An 18,589-nucleotide genomic window follows, 5' to 3' on the forward strand; every position below is an offset into this window, starting at 1 on the left:
ATCAAAGATCACCGGAGTCGCTCGCCACGATGGTGAACCGCCTGCGGCCCGCTCAGGAGAGCGTCGGGCCAAGCCGTGCCGTGCCGTCGGTGCCGGCGGGTTTCGGCTCCTTGAGCTCGACGAAGATGGTCCGGCACTCGGTGTCACCGATGTTCTCGCCGGAGTGCTCCTGCGCGTCGAGCCAGCGCACCTCGCCGGCCGCCAGCTCGACGTCGATGTCGCGGCCGTCGGCGGACAACCGCCGGCGGAAGCCGCTCAACGTCACCATGACGCTGTCCGGATGGCGGTGCGGGGTGGTCCGGTCGCCCGGCATGTCGGCGTAAGCCAGGACCCGTACCCGGTCGTTCTCCATGATCACGCGGTAGAGATCTTTGTTGCTGACCACAGGGTCGTCGTTCATGGCACACCTCGAATCGATTCGGCCTGGCCTCCCTATGGAACGACCGTAGCGGCAGTTCGGCACCGTGAGATGCGATGATGCGGCTTTCCGCGGGGCAAGGTTGTATATATCGGCGCCGCCCCGGCCGGGCGACCGGAACCCGGAACGACGGCCAGCACCCAGAGCGTGCGGCACATGCGGGTCCGGGTCCGAATCCGCGTTGTTCCCGCGCCGGGCCGCGGCGGATCTTGACGGCGTGCGGGTCGAGGACGCCGTGCGGGTCGAGCAACCGGCAAGCCGCGACCGGCCGCAGCTCACGACCGAGATCCGCCGCCGAGACGACTGACGAGCCACGCAATGTCTCCAGTCGGCGCGCGCCTCGTCCGCCTATCCCACTATGCGGCGATCCCGGCCACATGCTGTAACTGTTCAGCTGGTTCCGTCGGCTGGGAGCCCCCGTGCGAGGCGACGCCGCCAGACCCGGCAGGTCCCAGCTGCCCACAGTGGCCGCCCCACCCGGGCGTGGGGAGCCGCGACGCCGAGGAGGTTGCGGTTGCCCACACCGCAGCCACCCCCACCCCGGTGTGGGCAGCGGCGACGCCGAGGAGGTTGCGGTTGCCCACACCGCAGCCACCCCCACCCCCGTGTGGGCACCCGCCACCACCGGAAGGTCCCGGCTCCCCACAGAGTGGAGTCCGCGCAGGTCCGCCGCGCAAGGCCAACTCATCGCAGGGCGAGCGGCGCGAGAAACAGCTGAACAGTTCCACATGCTGGGCTTTCTTGAGACCTTGGAGACTTGCGCCCACATACGAGCCATAACTCTCCAAGGTCTACGAAACGTCGGGGAAAGCGGCCGAACAAAGGGTACGAAAGTGCAGGAAAGACGCTCTATTGTGGACGCGGATCTCACATTGCGGACCCGCCGCCACGATGTGGTCGCCAGTCCCATACAACGGGCACGGATCCCACATCATGGCCTCATAGGGCGCCGGCTGCAGCGCCCCGCCCGGCGGCGCGCGGCAAATGTCCGTCCTGAGCCACCACGCTGCGATCGGGGCCGCCGGGCTACGAAACGACCTGGGCTGCATCGGCAGAGCCGACCCCTCCGCTGGCCGCCGCGGAGGCGGAGCGGCTCAGCTTTCCTGTCCGGCCTGGGTCATGACCTTGGCCGTCCTTGCTCTCCGCACCCGCGACCACCTCTACCGCACGTTGTGTGCGCCAGATCCGGGATGGGCAGCATCAACGACACATACCCGTCCGACGACGGTGACGTCGGCGCAACGCTGGCTGAGATTTACCGGCTGGCGACCCTGCTTCTCGCCCAGAATGACCGGGGCGCTGATGGCTGACGGACGGCTCGGCGCCGGCGAACGCCCGGGCCGCTGAGTCACGCCACTATCAGGCGCAGGCCGAGCTCCGCCGTCTCGAGGGTGACCAGGTCGTGGTTGCGGTCGGCCCAGCGGCCTGAGACCAGGTCGTCGCGGAGCTGCCGCACGGCCCGCCGCTCCGCCTCCGTCCCCACCTTCGACCACACCGACACACCCCGCCGAACCTGCTCTTCCAGGTACGCCTCGGGGCGGCGCCAGTACGCCTCGAAGAAGCCGTCGACGCAGTCCCACGGGACGGGCACCGGCTCCAGGCGGCCCGCGACGGCGCTCGCCAGCTCGGTCAGCGACGGCCGGCCGGCGATCAGGGCGCGGACCTCGGGCAGGTAGTCGCGGGTGAGCCAGAACCGTTGCAACCAGCCGGCCTCGGTCGTGTCGTGCGTGAAGACGACGACGCGGCGCGCGACCCGGCGCATCTCGCGCAGGCCCGCGATCGGGTCCTGCCAGTGGTGGATGGTGGCGAAAGCCATCGCGGCGTCGAAGGACCCGTCCTCGAACGGGAGGCTCTCCGCGGCGGCGGCCACGCACGGCGCCGCGCCCGCGGGACGCTGCGCACGCATGAGCGATGACGGTTCCACGGCGGTGACGTCGCGGTCGGCCGGCTCGTAGGAGCCGGTGCCGGCCCCGACGTTCAGCACCGTGCGCGCGTCGCCGAGCGCGTGCCAGACCTGGGCGGCGATCCGTGGTTCGGTGCGGCGGGTCGTGGTGTAGGTCGCTCCGATGGTGTCGTACAGACGGGCGCCGGCCATTACGGGACCAGGACGATTTTGCCGCGGACCGCGCCGGCCTCGAAGCGCCGGTGGGCCTCGGCCGCCTCGGCCAGCGGGAACGTGGCCGCGACCCTCGTGCGCAGCTGGTCCTTGGCCACCGACTCGAGGAGCTGGCGCAGCGCGGGGCGGTCGAGCTGCACGAGCACCACCTCCTGGCGTACCCGCTTGGCGGGGTCGACCGGCGGGGTCGGGCGGGTGCTCAGCAGTACCCCGCCGGGGCGGGCCGCGGCACCGGCCGGCTCGCCGAGCGGCACCGCGTCGAGCACGACCGTGGCCGTCGGTAACTGGGCCGATCGGGGGACCACCGTGTGCACGCCGAGGCCGCGTACCCAGTCCTCGTCGTCGTGCGTGGCCGAGGCGTACACGGAATGCCCTTGCTGTGTCGCGAGTTGCGCCGCGAAGCCGCCGACGCCGCCGCTCGCGCCGGTCACCAGCACGTCGGTGGGCTCGGTGAGGGCCATCATGTCCAGGGCGCGGCGTGCGGTGAGGCCGTTGAGCGGGACGGTGGCCGCGGCGATCGGGTCGAGGCCGGGCGGGATCGGCACCAGCCAGTCGGGATCCGCCGCCACCAGCTCGGCGTAGGCGCCGATGCTGCCGCGCGTGAGATACCACGGGATCATCCCGGCGACCTGCTCACCCGCGGCGAACTCGGTCACCTCGGCGCCGGTCGCGACGATCTCGCCGGCGATGTCCCAGCCGGGCATGAACGGCGGCGGCACCGGGCCCCCGGGAATCTGCCCCACCCGCGCGGCGATGTCGGCGGGATGCACGCACGCGGCCCGCACCCGGACGATCACTTCGCCTTTCGCGGGCACCGGATCGGGCCGCTCGACCAACGTCAGGACCTCCGGCCCGCCCAACGCGGTGACCATCGCCGCACGCATAGACGCCTCCCTCTGTTTCGAACATCCTACGAGGAGGGTGGGCCTAGCGGAGTTGGTAGCTGGTCACGACCACGCCGCCGTCGAGCAGGCGGGACTCGGCGGCCCGCAGGTTGAGGCGGTGCTTCGGATCCGCGAACAGCTTGCGGCCGCCGCCGAGGACCACCGGGTGCACGGCGATGTGGTACTCGTCGACCAGGCCCAGATCGGTCAGCGCGGCGGCCAGGCCGGAGCCCCCGGTGAGCAGCATGTCCTCGCCCGGCTGCTCCTTGAGCGCGGTCACCTGGGCGAGCAGGTCGTCCCGGATCACGCGCTCGGTCCACTCGTCACCGGGGTAGCCGCGGGAGAACACGACCTTCGGGGTGGCCCGCCAGAACGGTGCGAAGGCGAGCGTGTGCGGGTCCTGCGAGACCGCCTCGGCGTCCGGCCAGAACCCGACCATCATCTGCCACACCGGCCGCCCGTACAGCAGGGTGTCGACGTGCTGGTCGAGCCCTTCGGAGTACGCGGACAGCTCGGGACCCATCACCGGCCAGTCGAACTCACCGTCCGGCCCGTCGATGAACCCGTCGACCGACGCGTGCACCCAGTAGATGATCTTTCGCATGGTTCGCTCTCCTTGAACGCGCTCGTACCGTCAAGCCGGCTGGGAAAATTCTGCACTGCTTGCCGATCGCCCGCAGCCGATGACATGCTGCGCCGCGATGACTACACCGAACGAACTTCTGGCCCTGCACGACGCGCAGGTCCGGGGGACCATCGCTGCGCGGCTGCCGTCCAGCTGGACCCCGTCGTGGGACGGCCCCGCCCTGGAGATCACCACCCCCACGCAGGGCTTCATCTTCGCTCGCGACCTGGACACCCTCGACGGCGACGACCTGGACGCGCTGATCATCCGGCTGCGTGACCGCTTCGCCGCGCGTGACCAGGCCGTCGAGTGGAAGACGTACCGCCACGACCGCGCCGACCTGACCGAGCGCTTACGCCTCGCCGGGTTCACTCCGGACGACGAGGAGACCGTGGTCGTCGGCCTGGCCGCCGATCTGATCACGGCCGGCGAGACCCCGGCCGGCGTCACGATCCGCGCCACCACCGACCCGGCCGACCTGCGCCGGATCGCGGCGATGGAGTCCGAGGTGTGGTCGCAGGACTGGTCGTGGCTGGCCGACGACCTGCACAACCGCATCGAGACCGCCCCGGACAACATCGTCGTGCTGGTCGCCGAGGCGGGCGGCGAGGTCGTCTCCGCGGCGTGGCTGGTCATCATGCCCGGCACCGAGTTCGCGGCGTTGTGGGGCGGCTCCACCTTGGCGGGGTGGCGTCGTAAGGGCATCTACCGCGCGTTGGTGGCCCGCCGCGCCCAGACGGCCACCGCCCGGGGCATCAAATACCTCCTGGTGGACGCCTCGACCGACAGCGCCCCCATCCTGCAGCGCCTCGGCCTGCACGCGGTCAGCACGACCACCCCGTGGGTCTGGCGCCCTTAAGGGCACGGCCCGCCGGAACAGACGTCGACCACCTTTCCGGTGAGCAGGAACGTCGCCTTCTGCTGCTGCGCCTCGGGTTGCGCGCGCGGGAACTCGTGCGGATCGGTGCCGAACTCCGGCCCGCTGGGGGCGAGGTTCGTGGGCGGTGGCGCGAATGCCTGACCGCTGTTCCACACCACCAGCGCCGATCCACGATACGGATATTTCTGGATCTGTCTGATTCCCCAGAACGGCTGCGCCTCGTCGGACCAACCAGGCGCCAGGGCGGGAGTATGCAGCCGGGCCCCGATGGTCCGCGCCTGGACCTGTGCCGCCGCGGGGGACACCTGGTGGTCGCCGAAGGCCACGTGCATCAGCACTTGATGCACCGGAGTATGCGGCAACGGCGACGAGGTCAGGTGCTGCGCGTACCCGTTCGCCTCGCCGCGGTCCCACAGCATCTGGATCAGCGCGAGAATCAGCTGCTGGTCGGTCTTGTCCGGATAGGACTGATCCATCAGCTGCTGGAACGGCGCGAAGTCGACGCTGCGCTGCAACAGCGTGCTGTAGTTCATGCCGGTCACACCCAGCACTGAGCGCGTCCAGTCCTGGGCGATCGCGGTCAGCGCCCCGCCGTTGATCCCGCCCTGGCTGTTGCCGTCGTAGTGCATCCCGCCGGCGCGATCCAGCAGGCTGCGCCCGTCCGCGTCCTGGAACGCCGGGTTCGCGGCGAACCCGCCCGGCGCGAGCATCACCCGCCCCAGGAACAGGAAGTTGAGGAAGCTCTGCTGCAACCGGTCGGGCACCGCCGGGAACGTGCTCAGATCGGTCCACGTCTGCGCGACGAACGGAATGTCCGCCGAGGACAGACCGATCCAGCTCGTGGCGCAGAACATGAAGTCGTACGCCTGGGACATGTCCTTGACGTTGCCCGCGTTGATCTCGGTGGGCGCGCCGAGCAGCCCGTGCCCGTAAAGCGAAAGGTGCGCCGGCCGGCTGGCACTGGCGCTGCGCGGGATGTTGCAGACGAAGTCGGCCGCGAGCGACCCACCCGGCGACGTGGGCAGCGCACCGGGCGCGGATGATCCATAGTGGAGTCGTGACCCGGGACCGCCGTCCCCGGTGAGATAGCTGGGCACGGTCACGGTCCCGCGCACCTGCCGCGCGATACGGGCATCCTGCTCCGCGGTGAAAGACGTGACCTGGCTGACCGTGAACGCCGGTGCCCGCTTGCCCAGCCTCGCGAACGCGTCGTCGCGCATCCGCAGGACCCGCCCGGTGAGCCCGGCAGCGCTCGCCACGGTGAAGTCCCACGCGAGATACACCTCGCGTGTGTCGATCCTCGCCCGCCGCAGGTCGACCGGCGAGTGCCCGCGGATCAACGTCCCGTGGTGGTCGCGCAAACCCCGCAGCACCACGACATAACGCGTCGCCTCGCGCAGCGCCACCGCCGGCCGGACGATGAGCAGCGGCCGGCTCGTCGCGTGGGCGTCCAGCTCCGCCCAGTACGGCGTGCGCTCCCACGTGCGCGTGTTCAGCAGCACGATCGGCGCGTCCGGTGCCAGCGAGCGTCCGATGTCGGTGACCGGCGCGATGCCGCTGGCCACCGGATCGAGATCCGGGACCTGAGCCAGGATCGGCGTGCCCGGGCTGAAGCCGTCCTGCCGGTTCCACTCGGCCGGGTCGATGTGTTTGCCGGCCACATTGGCCGGCAGCGCGGAGGCCCCGAAACGCACCCGAAGCCCGGTGGGGCTGGTCCGGTCCGGCACCGTGAAGCGGTTGCTGGGGAACGGCAGGAGTCCCGCCTCGACGGGATGCGCGACGGCGACGGAGGGAACGGCGAGGATCAGGACGGAAACAGCCAGAAGCGGGAGCCGACGACGCACGGGCACTCCTCGAAGCGGTGGCTATCTATGTCTACGCCGCTTCATTCTTGGGAGCAACCACCTACGGGAGCTTCGCCTCGGACGGGTTCCGGTCGGGTCGCAGGCCACGCCACGACGAGTGCCGCAGCCGGCCGTCCTGGGTGAAGCTGCGGTACTCGACCTCGCCCACCACGCTCGGCGACACCCACGTCACCCCGCGCCCGTCGCGCCGCGGCACGTCGTCGGCAGCCGGCTCGGCCACGGCCAGCGGCGTCAACTGGTCCTGCAGCGCCCGCAGCGCCGAGTCGGTGAAGCCGGTGCCCACCCCACCGACGTACGAAAGCTTGCCTTTTCTGTACAAACCGACCAGCAGCGCGCCGATCGTGCCGGCCCGGCGACCCTCGCCCTCCTTGAACCCCAAGATCACCACTTCCTGCGTACGGATGAAGGGGGCTTTGATCCAGTCGGGCGACCGGCGTCCGGGGGAGTAGGGGGAGTCCAGCCGCTTGGCCACCACTCCCTCGAGGCCGCGCTTGCGTGACTCGGCGACCACCGGCCCGGCCTCGTCGAGCACGAACGACGGCGGCACCCGGACGTCGGCCAGCGACTCCAGCCCGGCGCGGCGCTCACTGAACGGCGCCGCCAGCAGCGACGTGCCATCCAGGCCGAGCAGGTCGAACACGTTGTAGTGCAACGGCGTACCGGAGATCAGCGCCACACTCGGCTCGTGCACGTTCATCCGGCGCTGCAAGCGGGCGAACGAGGGCCGCCCGTCGGCGTCCGGCGCGACGATCTCGCCGTCCAGGATCATGGTGCCCAGGCCGCGCATCGTGTCCGCGATGTCGGGATACGCGGCGGTGACGTCCCGCTCGTTGCGGCTCAGGATGCGCACGTCGTCGCCCTGCACGTAGACGACGGCCCGCACGCCATCCCATTTATACTCATATGCCCAGCCGCCGCCGCTGGGCAGCGTGCCGAGCGTGGCCAGCATCGGGGGCACCGGGTCGGGAAATCCCACCAAACCATTGGACACCCGCGCGAGGCACGGCAGGTAGCGTTGCGCTATGAGCCAAACCGAGACCGCCATCCTGGCCGGCGGCTGCTTCTGGGGCATGCAGCAACTCATCCGCCGCCGCCCCGGCGTGATCAGCACACGTGTCGGCTACTCCGGCGGCGACGTCGCGAACGCCACCTACTACCACCACGGCACGCATGCCGAAGCGATCGAGATCGTCTTCGACCCGTCGATCACCTCGTACCGGGAGATCTTAGAGTTCTTCTTCCAGATCCACGACCCGACCACGCGCAACCGGCAGGGCAACGACGTGGGGCTGAGCTACCGGTCGGCGATCTTCTACACCAGCGACGAGCAGAAGCGGGTCGCCGAGGACACGATCGCCGACGTCGAGGCCTCCGGTCTGTGGCCCGGCAAGGTGGTCACCGAGGTCGAGCCGGCCGGCCCGTTCTGGGAGGCCGAGCCCGAGCACCAGGACTACCTGGAGCGCCTCCCCGACGGCTACACCTGCCACTTCCCCAGGCCGGGCTGGGTGCTGCCGAAGCGCGACGTCGCCACGGCCTGAGATTCTTTCCCCCGTACGCCGGTGCACCCGCACCAGGATCAGTCCTGCGTGCGGCGTGCCCCGAAGTACGGCACGGCGAGCGCCCCGGTGATCCACGACCGGAGGTAGCCGACCTGCCGCGCCCGCCTCGAATGGCCGAGCAGCACGATGACCCCGTCGAACCGGCATCCGGCGCCGTCCGGGACGAGCCGGCCCCGCAACACCGGCGGCGGCAGGTCCCGCGAGTTCGGGGTCGGCGCGGTGCTGCGCAGCCGGATCGTCGCGCGCTGCGGGGACGCCTCGGTCACGGCGGCACCGAGCCAGCGGACGGCCTCCGGAAACGGAATCGGCGAACGGACACTGACCCGCTCACCAACCAGTTTGTCCCACCACGCGGGCACGTCAATCCACCTCCATCAGCGCGGTGATCCGGGAGCGCAGGTAGGCGGTTTGTCCCCTGCGCCGCCGGTAACTGTAGGCGACGCAAGCGGGCAGGATCAGGGCGATGGCCGTTGCCGCGGTGGCCAGACCGACGCTGTCGAGCGCGTCCCGCCCGTGCCCACTGACCGCGTAGTTAACGGCGGATACCGCCATGATCCCGACGGCCAGCGCGATGGCGCCGAGCCAGATCAGCCAGAGGGCGCGCTGCTCCGGCTCGCAGCCGATCACACCGTCCAGTCTGCACCCGCGGCTGTCGCCGTCGCTGCCCGCCCGATCGGGGACGAGCCGGCCGCGCAGGACCGGTGACCACACGGCGGCCACTTTCCGCGCAGCGGGGCGCAGCCGGATCACCGCGCGGTCCGGGGCTCTCGCGATCACCGTGCCGCTGCCCAGCCGGCGAACGACCTCATCGAACGGTCGCGGCGAACGGATGCTGACCGGCTCGACCGACCAGGCTGCCCGCAGCGTCTCCAGCCACACGCGCACCAGCGAAGTATGCGCCTGCTTGACTACAGTCCAGTCATGGAGCTCGATTACCTGGCGCTTCTCCGCAGCGAACTGACCACCTTTCAGGACTGTCTGAGCGACGACCTCTCGGTGCCGATCGAGCATTGTGGCGACTGGGACCTGCGTGACCTGGCCGAACACCTCGGGCGGGGCAACCTGTGGGCGGCCACCGCGGTTCGTGAGCGGCGCGGTGACTACGAAGCGCCGCTCGCGCCGGACGACATCGCGCCCTGGTTCGCCGACACGGTTCGCGTCCTGACCAGCACCCTGGAGATCGACCCCGGGACCGAGGCCTGGACGTTCGCGCCGCCGCGCACCGTCGCGTTCTGGCGCCGGCGGCGGTGCCTGGAGACGCTCATCCACCGCTGGGACGCCCAGCACGCGCTGGTCCGGCCCGCCGAGCTGGATGCCACGTTGTGCGGCGACGGGATCGCCGAGGTCATCGAGGTCTTCGTGCCGCGCCAGGTGAAGAAGGGTCGCGCCACCCCGCCCGCGGCGGCGGTCCGGTTCACCGCCACCGACCTCGGGGACTCCTGGGTGCTCGGGCCGGGCGAGCCGGTCGCCGAGCTGACCGGCACTGCGGCCGACCTGCTGCTGGCGCTGTGGGGTCGCCGCCCGATGCCGTGGGCGACGCTGAACGGCGACCACGACGCCGCCCGTGCCGCGCTGCGCGGGCCGCTGGTGTCCTGATCGGAGAGTAGCAACTGCTGGCATGTTGGTTGTCATTAGTGCTCATTAGTCGGCTATAGTCGGCATTGTGAACTTGAAGGAGTGGGCGGCGACCACGGGAGTCTCGTATGCGACGGCACGTCGGCGTTACGAGTCCGGGACATTGCCTGTTCCCGCTTACCGCCTTGGTCGCTTGATCATGGTGGGGGAGCCGGTCACCGGTGTGACCACCGGCGGCGGGCAGACTGTGGTGTATGCCCGGGTGTCATCGACCGATCAGAGGCTGGACCTGGATCGGCAGGTCGCCCGGGTCACCATGTGGGCCACCGGCCAGAAGCTCGGCGTGGACCGGGTGGTGACCGAGGTCGGGTCCGCACTGAACGGTGATCGGAAGAAGTTGCTCGCGTTGCTGGGGGACCCGGCGGTGTCGACGATCGTGGTCGAGCACCGGGACCGGTTTGCCCGGTTCGGCGCCGAGTATGTCGAGGCGGCGCTGACCGCGCAGGGGCGCCGTCTGCTGGTGGTCGATGCGGCCGAATTCGATGACGACCTGGTCCGTGACGTGACCGAGATCCTGACCTCGTTGTGTGCCCGCCTCTACGGCCGCCGCGGCGCTGCGAAGCGTGTCCGCCGGGCCGTCGAGGCCGTCACCGAGAGCGCCCCGGCGTGAAGACGATCCAGGCGTACCGGTTCGCCCTCGACCTGAATCCGCGCCAGGAACGCGAGGTCCTGGCGCATGCCGGGGCGGCCCGCGTCGCGCATAACTGGGCGCTCGCGAAGGTCAAGGCCGTGATGGAGCAGCGGACTGCGGAACGCTCCTATGGTGTGCCCGAGCAGTTGCTGACGCCGTCTCTGTCCTGGTCGCTCGCAGGCCTGCGTAAGGCATGGAACACCGCGAAGCCCGAGGTCGCGCCGTGGTGGGGCGAGGTGTCGAAGGAGGCGTTCAATACGGGTTTGGACGCCCTGGCGCGCGGGTTGAAGAACTGGGCCGACTCCCGCACCGGTAAACGCGCCGGACGCCGGGTCGGGTTTCCCCGGTTCAAGTCGCGTCGCCGCAGCACCGCTTCGGTGAGGTTTACGACCGGAGCGATCCGGGTCGAACCCGATCGCATGCATGTGGTGCTGCCCCGGCTGGGCCGGTTGAAGCTGCACGAGTCGGCCCGCAAACTGGCCCGTCGTCTCGACAACGCGACCGCGCGGATCATGTCCGCCACGGTGCGGCGTGACGCAGCACGGTGGCATGTGTCGTTCACCGTCGAGGTCGAGCGCGCGCAGCTGAGCCCGGCACGGCCGGGCTCGATCGTCGGTGTCGACGTCGGGATCAAACATCTCGCGGTGCTGTCCACCGGGGAACTGGTCGCCAACCCGCGTCACTTGATCACCGCCCTGCAGCGGATGCGGATGCTCGCCCGGGCGCTGTCGCGTAAGAGCGGCCCGGACCGGCGAACCGGCCGGCGTCCGTCGAAACGGTGGCAACGGGCGGCGGCCCGACTCGGGCGCGCGCACGCCCACGTGAGCAACCTGCGCCGTGACGACCTGCACAAACTCACCACCCGCCTCGCGGCCGAACACGGCACCGTCGTGGTCGAAGACCTCAACGTCACCGGCATGCTCGCCAACCGGAAACTGGCACGCCACATCGCCGACGCCGGCTTCGCCGAGATCCGCCGCCAACTGGCGTACAAGACCGGATGGAACGGCGGCCGGCTACTCGTCGCCGACCGCTGGTACCCGTCCTCGAAAACCTGCTCAGCATGTGGCGCGGTGAAAACCAAACTCGCCCTCAACGAGCGTGTGTACCACTGTCAGGCGTGCGGCTTGGTCATCGACCGCGACCTCAACGCCGCACTCAACCTGGCCACACTCGCGGCCGAGTTCGACACCGCCGGGAGTGGCTCGGTGGCTGGACGTGGAGCCGACCAGAAGACCCGCGTACGCGGGCAGGTGGCCGTGAAGCGTCAACCCGGCACGGCACCAGCCGGTCAGACCGGGACCGCCCCACCGCAAGGCGGGACTGCGAATCATGCTCTCACCAGAGAGCACTGAAAGGTAACGGTAGTGGCACCACTGACTCGGCGGCGCCCCGGCGCCGGCCGGAGTCCCGGTCGCGGCCGCGTGCCCCTGCCACGCCCGGACCTGAGACGTGCGTTACATACGGTGAACCTTCGGCCGTAACGGTCGTCACGGGTGGCGTGGGCTCACACCTGGTGACCCGGCCGTGGCATGCCGGCGATCTCCAAAGACTCCGATCGGCGGAGTCGCTGTTCTCGACGGGGACGCTGTCCCGGCGCTTTCACACCGGTACCCGCTCGCTGCCACCGTCCTACGTGAAAAGCCTGATGCGGCCGTCGCTGCGGCAGTCCGCGGTCCACCGCGGACAGATCGTCGGGCTGGCCGAGTGCGTCCGGCCGCCCGGCGGCGGGCCGCCCGACATGGCCATCATGATCGCGGACGAGTGGCAGGGGCGGGGCGTCGGCCGGCGCCTGGTCCTCGGCCTCGTCCGGCGGTGCATCGACGCGGGCGTGCGGCACATCGAGGCGGAGACCGAGGCGGAGAACGCGGCGGCCCTGGCGCTGGTGCGGTCGGTGACCCGTCCGGGCGTACTGCCGGGATGCTGGCTCGTCCAAAGTTCGTCGATGGCCGCGTACCGGCACCTGGTCTTCACCTACTGCGGCTGATCAGGCCTTGAGGGTGGGCAGCACCTTCGCCAGGATCGCCCGGAGCTGCTCGTTCTCGTCGGGGGAGAGGTGGTCGAAGAGGAGCCGGCGCACCTCGGCGACGTGCCCGGGAGCGGCCGCCGCGACCGCCGCCATCCCCTCGTCGGTGAGCCGGGCGGTCTGGCCGCGCTTGTCCGACGCGCACGCCTCCCGCCGCAGCCAGCCACGCTCCTCCAGCGTCGCGGCCGCGTGCGAGAGGCGGCTCGTGGTGGTCCCGGTGTTCTTGGCCAGCTCGGTCATCCGCATCGAGCGATCAGGCTGCTCACTCAGGATCGCCATGATCATGTAGTACGCGTGCGGAATGCCGGCCTCGTCCCGGAGCTGGCGGTCGAGGGCCGTCGGGAGCAGCATGAACAGTTGCACCACGTGATGCCACGTCGTGAGCTCGTCCTCCTCCAGCCAGTTCGGTTCCATGTCAGGCGGCGTCCGCGGTGGGGGCCGGGGCGAGCAGGTGGCCGTTGATCGTGGCGACCAGGCGTCCCAGCTCGGGCATCTCGACCACCTCGACGCCGGCCGCGGTCAGGTCCTCGACCCCGTGGCAGTCGGCGAACACCGACGGTTCCCGCAGCGCGAGCACGACCCGGCCGATGCCCGCCGCGACGATCAGCTCGGTGCAGGTGTCCGGCCGCGACTTGCGCATCGTGCAGGGCTCCAGCGAGGTGTAGATGGTGGCGCCGGACAGGTCGAGGTCACGGCCGGCGAGTTTGGCTAACGCGGCCTCCTCGGCGTGATTGTGCAGGTCTCCCTCGGCGGTGTAGCCGGTCGCGAGCACGTTGTCGTTCGCGTCGGTGATCACCGCCCCGACCGCGTAGTGCGAGTCGGCGGGCGGCGAGAGCCGGGAGAGCTCGATGGCCGCCTTCAGCCGCCTGCGGTCGATTTCCTTTGTGTTCATGCCGCGTCGTATCCCTCGGGCAGGTCAAGTGTGTGGTGGGTGTGGTCGCGCTTGGCGGCCAGGTACCGGCCGTTCGCGCCGGTCAGGTGCACGCCGGTCGGGATGCGGTCGGTGACCGTCACGCCGAGGGCGTCGAGCTGGACGGCCTTGTCCGGGTTGTTGCTCAGCAGCCGGATGCGGTCGACGTCCAAGGCCTGGAGCATCTGCGCGGCGACAGTGTAGTCACGCTCGTCCTCGCCGTGGCCGAGGGCGACGTTCGCCGCGTACGTGTCGAGGCCGCTGTCCTGCAGGGCGTACGCGTCGAGCTTGGCGTACAGGCCGATGCCCCGGCCCTCCTGGCGCAGGTAGAGCAGGAATCCACCGGTCTGGCTGATCCGCTCGGCGGCCTCGCGTAACTGCGGGCCGCAGTCGCACCGCTCGCTGCCGAACACGTCGCCGGTGAGGCATTCGCTGTGCGGCCGGACCAGGGGTCCCGCGGCGTCGTGCAGCGCCTGTTGCCAGTCGCCCAGGCCGAGCGCGAGGTGCTCGCGACCGTCGACCAGGCCGGTGAAGGTGAAAACGTCCGCCTTCGTCCGGTATCCGTCGGGGAATCTGAGCGGAACGGCGACGCGCGTGCGTACCGATGCCGGGGGAACCTCCAGCGTCGTCTCCTCGCTGATCGAAGCCGTCATGCCAACCTCCGTCAGGTTGTTGAACTTTCAGTAATAAGAGTCGGCGGTTGACTTTGAAACTTCAATAACAATCTCGATGTCGTACGTCACGCCACCTCCCGTTCCAAGCCCCGGCGCGTTAACGCCGTATGCCGCGGGCCCTGTTCCCGGCGGCGATCCATAACACAGGTTGATGGGTCCGGTGGATGCGTTGCACTTGCATTGCGAAGCCGGGTACGGTGTTATGCAATGCAGTCGTATTGCATAGTGGGGTGGGAAACGTGCTGGTGATACCCCTGTCCGAGGCGCGTGCCGGGCTGGTTCCGCTGGTCGGCGGCAAGGCGGCGGGCCTCGGCGAGCTGATCCGCTCCGGCGAGCGCGTGCCGGACGGCTTCTGCGTCACGACCGAGGCGTATCGGCAGGGCGTGATCCCGTCGGCCGAGGTGCTGGCCGCGTACGCGGGGCTCGGCGGCGGCCCGGTGGCGGTGCGGTCGAGCGCGACGGCGGAGGATCTGCCGGACGCGAGCTTCGCCGGCCAGCACGACACGCTGCTGAACGTGACCGGCGACGAGGAGCTGCTCGCGGCGATCGCCAAGTGCTGGGAGTCGCTGCACAGCGGCCGGGCGTCGGCCTACCGCGACGCCCGCGACATCGACCCGGCGACCGTGCGCATGGCCGTGGTGGTCCAGCGGATGGTCGACGCGGCGACCGCGGGCGTGCTGTTCACCGCGAACCCGCTGACCGGCAACCGCACCGAGATGCTGGTCGACGCGGCGGCCGGGCTGGGCACCGCGGTGGTCGACGGCCGCGAGAACGTGCGGCACTTCATCCTGCCCGCGACCGGGGGCGAGGACGGGTGGCGCGTTGCGCTGCGCGGCGCGGGGGAGCGCGTTCAGGCGCACTTCGGGGTGCCGCAGGATGTGGAGTGGGCGGTGGACCGCGACGGTGGGTTGTGGCTGTTGCAGTCGCGGCCCATCACGACGCTGTTCCCGCTGCCGCCGCAGAGGGAGGACCTGCGCGTCTACCTCGAGTTCGGCAACGTGCAGGGGATGCTGCGGCCGGTCACGCCGATGGGGATGTCGACACTCCAGCAAGTCGTCGCGGCCATGGTCGCCTCGCTCGGGATGCGCGTGGAGATCGTGGACATCGGCGGGCGGCTCTACGGCGATCTGACCGACATGGCCCGGCGGCCGGCGGCGCGCAAACGGCTCGTCAAGCTCATGGCGGTGGACTTCGGGCCGCGGGCGCAAGCGGTGATGGAACACATCCTGCAGGACCCGCGGTTCGCGCCGGACGCCACGGCGGGCAAAGGCCGCCCGGGGGATGCGTCACTCGGGGCGGCGGTGCGGGCGCTGCGCGGCATCGTGCGGGCCCTCGCCAGGCCGGACGCGGCGCGGGTGCGGGTGTTCGACGCGGTGGAACGGCTCCGGATCGGCTCGGCGGCGCCCGAGGGGCTGCGCACGGCGGCCGAGCGGCTGGCCTTCGTCCGGGACAACGTCGGCGGAGCCGCGACGGCCGGCGGCGGCACGGCCGGTGGCGACGCGGCCGCCGATGATCTGACCTGGCCGATCGTCGCCGGCATGTTGGCGTCGGCGCTGCCCGCCTCGCTGCTCAACGGCGTTGCCACGGCCGATGAGATTCACGCGGTGCCGCGCGGCGTCCCGCACAACGTCACCATCGAGATGGACCTCGCGCTGTGGCACCTCGCCGAAGCCGCGGCGGCCACCCCGCACCGCGACCTGCTGCTGCACACCCCGCCGGGTGAGCTGGCGGTCGGCTATCTCGCCGGCACGCTGCCGGACATCGGACTCGGGGCTTTCCTTTCCCGGTACGGGCATCGGGGCGCCGCCGAAGCCGACGTCGGGGTGCCACGCTGGGCCGAGGACCCCGCGCCGGTCTTCGCCGTCATCGCCAACTACCTGCGCATCACCGACCCCGAACAGGCGCCCGACCGGCGGTTCGCGGCCGCGGCCCGGGCGGCCACCACCGCCCTCGAGGAGCTGGCCGCGCGGGTCAAAAAGCGACGTCCGGTACGCGGGCGGCTCGCGATCTTTCTGCTGCGCCGGGCCCGGAAGCTCGCCGGACTGCGCGAAGCCGGGAAGTTCGCCGGACTGTACCGGCTGCACGCCGTACGGGAGCAATTGCTGTTGATCGGGTCGGAGCTTTTCGGCGATGCCGGGGACATCATGTTCCTCACGCTGGATGAGGTCGCGACGGCCCTCGACGGGGCCGATCAGACCGAGCTCGTCGCGGCGCGCAAGGCCGTGCACCGGCGGGAGCTGCGGCGCAAGGCGGTGCCGGTGGCGATTCTGTCCGACGGCACGGACGTGGAGGCGACGCTGCCTGCGGGGGACGACAAGGGCGGCGTGCTCAAGGGGGTCGGTGCGGCCGCCGGGCGGGTGACCGGACCGGCGCGGGTGATCGACGACCCGGGCGCCGCCCACATCGAACCCGGGGAGATCCTCGTGGCCTCGACCACCGACCCGGGCTGGACGCCGTTGTTCCTGACCGCGGCCGCCCTGGTCACCGAGACCGGCGCCATCATGGCGCACGGGCCGACGGTGGCCCGCGAGTACGGGATCCCGGCCGTGATCAGCGTGCCCGGCGCCACCACCCGGATCGTCACCGGCCAGGTCATCACCGTGGACGGCGCGTCCGGAACGGTGACGCCGGCCCTGTGAAACGATCGTCGCCATGCCCAAGAAGGTCGATCACCACGAGCGGCGGACGCTGATCGCGGACGCCCTCATGCGGGTCGCCGCCGAGCAGGGCCTCGAAGCGGTGAGCCTGCGGCACGTGGCGGCCGAGGCGGGTGTGTCGGCCGGGATGGTGCAGCACTATTTCCGGACCAAGGACGAGATGATGGGATTCGCGCTGTCGGTCGTCCGGGAGCGCGGCCAGAAACGGGTGGGGGAGGCGGTCGCGCGGCTCGGCCCGGACCCGGCGCCCCGGCTGCTGCTGCGCACGTTCCTGGCGGCGGTGCTGCCACTCGACGACGCGGGGCGCGAGGACGGGCGGGTGGCGCTGGCGTTCCTGGCGTACACGGCGGTGCGTCCGGCGACCGAGCCGTCGCTGCGCACCGACACCGCGCAGCTCGTCGAGTTCGTCGCCGGCCTGCTGCCGCGCGGCCGGAACGAGAATGCGGCGGGCGTGCTGGCGCTGATGGAGGGCCTCGGCATGTACCTGCTGAGCGGCCAGTACACCCAGCAGCAGGCCCTGGCCGCCCTGGACGCCCACCTGGACCTGCTGTTCAGCCGACAAGTGTCCGCTTCGGACGGATGACGCAGAACTCGTTACCCTCCGGATCGGCCAGCACCGTCCACGACTCCGCGCCGGTCTGACCGACGTCCACCCGCCGCGCGCCAAGGGAAAGCAGACGCTCCACCTCGGCGTCCCGGCCGTCCGGACCGGGGGTGAGATCGAGATGCACGCGGTTCTTCACCGTCTTCGGATCGTCGACCGGCATCAGGCAGATGCCGACCGGAGCGTCCACGTCGCTCCCGATGACGATCTCCCGTTCCCGCGACGAGAGCACCTTCCAATCCAGCACCTGGCACCAGAACCGGGCCTGGGCCGGCAGGTCGCGCGAATCGATCACGATGTGGTGCAGCGAGACGCCCATGCGCCTCACTATGCCTTGTGGGCGCGCAATACCAGGCTCACGCCGGGCATCCGGCCGACCGGAAGGACCCGCTCGGCGGCGACGATCGCGCGCAGGCCCGCGTTGACGACGGCGGCGGGACGGTCCAGGTCGCTGCCGGTGGACTGGCGGCGGCGCCACGCGGCGATCGGGCGCAGCAGCACGTTCCAGCTGAACACGTCGGCGATCCGCAGGCCGGAGCCGGCGACCAGGGAGATCAGCTCCGCGCGGCTGTAGCGGCGGACGTGACCGACGGCGACGTCGTGCTGGCTCCACAGTGACATCGAGGCCGGCACCGTGATCAGCGTGGTGGCGCCGCGGCGCAGCACCCGGTAGATCTCGCCGATCGCGCTCTTGTCGTCCGGTACGTGCTCCAGCACGTCGAATGCGGTGACCAGGCCGAGGCTTTCGGTTTTGACGGGAAGACGCGTAATGTCCGAGTTGACCACCCGAATGCCCCGCGACGCGGCCAGGGTGACCGCCGTCGTCGACAGGTCGGCCGCCGTCACGGACCAGCCATGCCGTGCCAGCACCGCCGAGTTGCCCCCGGCCGCCGAGCCGATGTCCAGCGCCTGGTCGCCGGGCTTCGGCGGACCCAGCCGCTTGAGCTGCTTCGACACCAGCGATCGGCGCTCCGCATACCACCAGTGGCGGTCCTCGAGCGCGGCGAGCTTGGTCACCTCGTCGTGTCGCACTGGCGTCTCCTCGTCCGCGGGGCAGCGATGCCGTACAGATTCCCGGCGATAGGCTCACCCATGCCGTGAGAGC

General features: G+C 70.7%; 20 protein-coding genes and 1 pseudogene. 8 read left to right on the top strand and 13 right to left on the bottom strand.

What is annotated here, in order from left to right; all coding sequences use genetic code 11:
- Positions 1 to 52: 52 nt before the first annotated feature.
- From HH310_RS37620 to HH310_RS37635, 4 genes and pseudogenes are all read right to left on the bottom strand, one after another.
- Positions 53 to 400, bottom strand: coding sequence for a cupin domain-containing protein (locus HH310_RS37620; RefSeq protein WP_169180520.1), 348 nt, complete (start codon positions 398 to 400; stop codon positions 53 to 55).
- Positions 401 to 1,766: 1,366 nt separating this feature from the next.
- Positions 1,767 to 2,507: pseudogene (locus tag HH310_RS37625) on the bottom strand (class I SAM-dependent methyltransferase); the annotation flags it as partial.
- Positions 2,508 to 2,512: 5 nt separating this feature from the next.
- Complete coding sequence (locus HH310_RS37630) at positions 2,513 to 3,418, bottom strand: NADP-dependent oxidoreductase (protein ID WP_169180522.1); 906 nt, start codon at positions 3,416 to 3,418, stop codon at positions 2,513 to 2,515.
- 43 nt (positions 3,419 to 3,461) lie between these two features.
- Positions 3,462 to 4,022 (bottom strand): dihydrofolate reductase family protein, encoded by a 561-nt coding sequence (locus tag HH310_RS37635; protein ID WP_169180523.1) that lies wholly within the window; start codon positions 4,020 to 4,022, stop codon positions 3,462 to 3,464.
- A gap of 97 nt (positions 4,023 to 4,119) precedes the next feature.
- On the opposite strand from HH310_RS37635, the gene HH310_RS37640 reads away from it, so the two are divergent.
- Positions 4,120 to 4,902: a GNAT family N-acetyltransferase gene (locus HH310_RS37640; protein WP_169180524.1), complete on the top strand. Its 783-nt coding sequence runs from the start codon at positions 4,120 to 4,122 to the stop codon at positions 4,900 to 4,902.
- On the opposite strand, the gene HH310_RS37645 is transcribed toward HH310_RS37640, so the two are convergent.
- Positions 4,899 to 6,767, bottom strand: a complete 1,869-nt coding sequence (locus HH310_RS37645) for a hypothetical protein (protein WP_312034583.1) — start codon at positions 6,765 to 6,767, stop codon at positions 4,899 to 4,901. The two genes, HH310_RS37640 and HH310_RS37645, sit on opposite strands and share 4 nt — an antisense overlap.
- Before the next feature lie 61 nt (positions 6,768 to 6,828).
- Entirely contained in the window at positions 6,829 to 7,764 is a 936-nt protein-coding gene (gene ligD, locus HH310_RS37650) for a non-homologous end-joining DNA ligase (RefSeq protein WP_312034584.1), read from the bottom strand.
- 46 nt (positions 7,765 to 7,810) lie between these two features.
- On the opposite strand from ligD, the gene msrA reads away from it, so the two are divergent.
- On the top strand, positions 7,811 to 8,326 hold the full coding sequence (gene msrA, locus HH310_RS37655) for a peptide-methionine (S)-S-oxide reductase MsrA (RefSeq protein WP_169180526.1): 516 nt from the start codon (positions 7,811 to 7,813) through the stop codon (positions 8,324 to 8,326).
- A 38-nt stretch (positions 8,327 to 8,364) separates the two neighbouring features.
- On the opposite strand, the gene HH310_RS37660 is transcribed toward msrA, so the two are convergent.
- Positions 8,365 to 8,706, bottom strand: a complete 342-nt coding sequence (locus HH310_RS37660) for a hypothetical protein (RefSeq protein WP_169180527.1) — start codon at positions 8,704 to 8,706, stop codon at positions 8,365 to 8,367.
- 1 nt (position 8,707) lies between these two features.
- Entirely contained in the window at positions 8,708 to 9,232 is a 525-nt protein-coding gene (locus HH310_RS37665; protein WP_169180528.1) for a hypothetical protein, read from the bottom strand.
- A gap of 36 nt (positions 9,233 to 9,268) precedes the next feature.
- Between HH310_RS37665 and HH310_RS37670 the strand changes: the two genes are divergently transcribed.
- From HH310_RS37670 to HH310_RS37685, 4 genes are all read left to right on the top strand, one after another.
- Positions 9,269 to 9,943, top strand: coding sequence for a maleylpyruvate isomerase family mycothiol-dependent enzyme (locus HH310_RS37670; RefSeq protein ID WP_169180529.1), 675 nt, complete (start codon positions 9,269 to 9,271; stop codon positions 9,941 to 9,943).
- A 67-nt stretch (positions 9,944 to 10,010) separates the two neighbouring features.
- The gene (locus HH310_RS37675; RefSeq protein WP_169180530.1) at positions 10,011 to 10,592 is read left to right on the top strand and encodes an IS607 family transposase; all 582 of its coding nucleotides are present in this window, start codon (positions 10,011 to 10,013) and stop codon (positions 10,590 to 10,592) included.
- Positions 10,589 to 11,968 carry an IS607 family element RNA-guided endonuclease TnpB gene (gene tnpB / locus HH310_RS37680; protein WP_169180531.1) on the top strand — a complete coding sequence of 460 codons (1,380 nt, stop codon included), beginning with the start codon at positions 10,589 to 10,591 and terminating at the stop codon, positions 11,966 to 11,968. Before HH310_RS37675 ends, tnpB begins: the two co-directional genes overlap by 4 nt.
- A gap of 161 nt (positions 11,969 to 12,129) precedes the next feature.
- Positions 12,130 to 12,600 (top strand): GNAT family N-acetyltransferase, encoded by a 471-nt coding sequence (locus HH310_RS37685; RefSeq protein WP_312034589.1) that lies wholly within the window; start codon positions 12,130 to 12,132, stop codon positions 12,598 to 12,600.
- On the opposite strand, the gene HH310_RS37690 is transcribed toward HH310_RS37685, so the two are convergent.
- Genes HH310_RS37690 through ribA form a run of 3 tightly spaced genes read right to left on the bottom strand, consistent with a single transcriptional unit; the run spans position 12,601 to position 14,202 of the window.
- Positions 12,601 to 13,053 (bottom strand): MarR family winged helix-turn-helix transcriptional regulator, encoded by a 453-nt coding sequence (locus HH310_RS37690; RefSeq protein WP_169180533.1) that lies wholly within the window; start codon positions 13,051 to 13,053, stop codon positions 12,601 to 12,603. It lies immediately after the preceding gene.
- A gap of 1 nt (position 13,054) precedes the next feature.
- Positions 13,055 to 13,531, bottom strand: a complete 477-nt coding sequence (locus tag HH310_RS37695) for a deaminase (protein ID WP_169180534.1) — start codon at positions 13,529 to 13,531, stop codon at positions 13,055 to 13,057.
- On the bottom strand, positions 13,528 to 14,202 hold the full coding sequence (gene ribA / locus HH310_RS37700; protein WP_169180535.1) for a GTP cyclohydrolase II: 675 nt from the start codon (positions 14,200 to 14,202) through the stop codon (positions 13,528 to 13,530). The genes HH310_RS37695 and ribA overlap by 4 nt, the downstream gene beginning before the upstream one ends.
- Positions 14,203 to 14,462: 260 nt before the next feature.
- Between ribA and HH310_RS37705 the strand changes: the two genes are divergently transcribed.
- The gene (locus HH310_RS37705) at positions 14,463 to 16,862 is read left to right on the top strand and encodes a PEP/pyruvate-binding domain-containing protein (RefSeq protein WP_169180536.1); all 2,400 of its coding nucleotides are present in this window, start codon (positions 14,463 to 14,465) and stop codon (positions 16,860 to 16,862) included.
- A gap of 13 nt (positions 16,863 to 16,875) precedes the next feature.
- Positions 16,876 to 17,463, top strand: a complete 588-nt coding sequence (locus HH310_RS37710; RefSeq protein WP_169180537.1) for a TetR/AcrR family transcriptional regulator — start codon at positions 16,876 to 16,878, stop codon at positions 17,461 to 17,463.
- Here HH310_RS37710 and HH310_RS37715 read toward each other — a convergent pair.
- Both HH310_RS37715 and HH310_RS37720 read right to left on the bottom strand, forming a co-directional pair.
- On the bottom strand, positions 17,432 to 17,803 hold the full coding sequence (locus HH310_RS37715) for a VOC family protein (protein ID WP_169180538.1): 372 nt from the start codon (positions 17,801 to 17,803) through the stop codon (positions 17,432 to 17,434). The genes HH310_RS37710 and HH310_RS37715 overlap by 32 nt on opposite strands.
- An 8-nt stretch (positions 17,804 to 17,811) precedes the next feature.
- A complete protein-coding gene (locus tag HH310_RS37720; RefSeq protein ID WP_169180539.1) occupies positions 17,812 to 18,516 on the bottom strand; it encodes a bifunctional 2-polyprenyl-6-hydroxyphenol methylase/3-demethylubiquinol 3-O-methyltransferase UbiG in 705 nt (234 codons plus the stop codon).
- Positions 18,517 to 18,589 lie beyond the last annotated feature (73 nt).

The organism is Actinoplanes sp. TBRC 11911 (genome assembly GCF_012933445.1).
Lineage (GTDB): Bacteria > Actinomycetota > Actinomycetes > Mycobacteriales > Micromonosporaceae > Actinoplanes.

Bases quoted from the DNA above. Each gene is read 5' to 3' on its own strand.
- HH310_RS37620 (WP_169180520.1), bottom strand. From the start codon at position 400: ATGAACGACGACCCTGTGGTCAGCAACAAAGATCTCTACCGCGTGATC.
- HH310_RS37630 (WP_169180522.1), bottom strand. From the start codon at position 3,418: ATGCGTGCGGCGATGGTCACCGCGTTGGGCGGGCCGGAGGTCCTGACG.
- HH310_RS37635 (WP_169180523.1), bottom strand. From the start codon at position 4,022: ATGCGAAAGATCATCTACTGGGTGCACGCGTCGGTCGACGGGTTCATC.
- HH310_RS37640 (WP_169180524.1), top strand. From the start codon at position 4,120: ATGACTACACCGAACGAACTTCTGGCCCTGCACGACGCGCAGGTCCGG.
- msrA (WP_169180526.1), top strand. From the start codon at position 7,811: ATGAGCCAAACCGAGACCGCCATCCTGGCCGGCGGCTGCTTCTGGGGC.
- HH310_RS37670 (WP_169180529.1), top strand. From the start codon at position 9,269: ATGGAGCTCGATTACCTGGCGCTTCTCCGCAGCGAACTGACCACCTTT.
- HH310_RS37690 (WP_169180533.1), bottom strand. From the start codon at position 13,053: ATGGAACCGAACTGGCTGGAGGAGGACGAGCTCACGACGTGGCATCAC.
- HH310_RS37695 (WP_169180534.1), bottom strand. From the start codon at position 13,531: ATGAACACAAAGGAAATCGACCGCAGGCGGCTGAAGGCGGCCATCGAG.
- ribA (WP_169180535.1), bottom strand. From the start codon at position 14,202: ATGACGGCTTCGATCAGCGAGGAGACGACGCTGGAGGTTCCCCCGGCA.
- HH310_RS37710 (WP_169180537.1), top strand. From the start codon at position 16,876: ATGCCCAAGAAGGTCGATCACCACGAGCGGCGGACGCTGATCGCGGAC.
- HH310_RS37715 (WP_169180538.1), bottom strand. From the start codon at position 17,803: ATGGGCGTCTCGCTGCACCACATCGTGATCGATTCGCGCGACCTGCCG.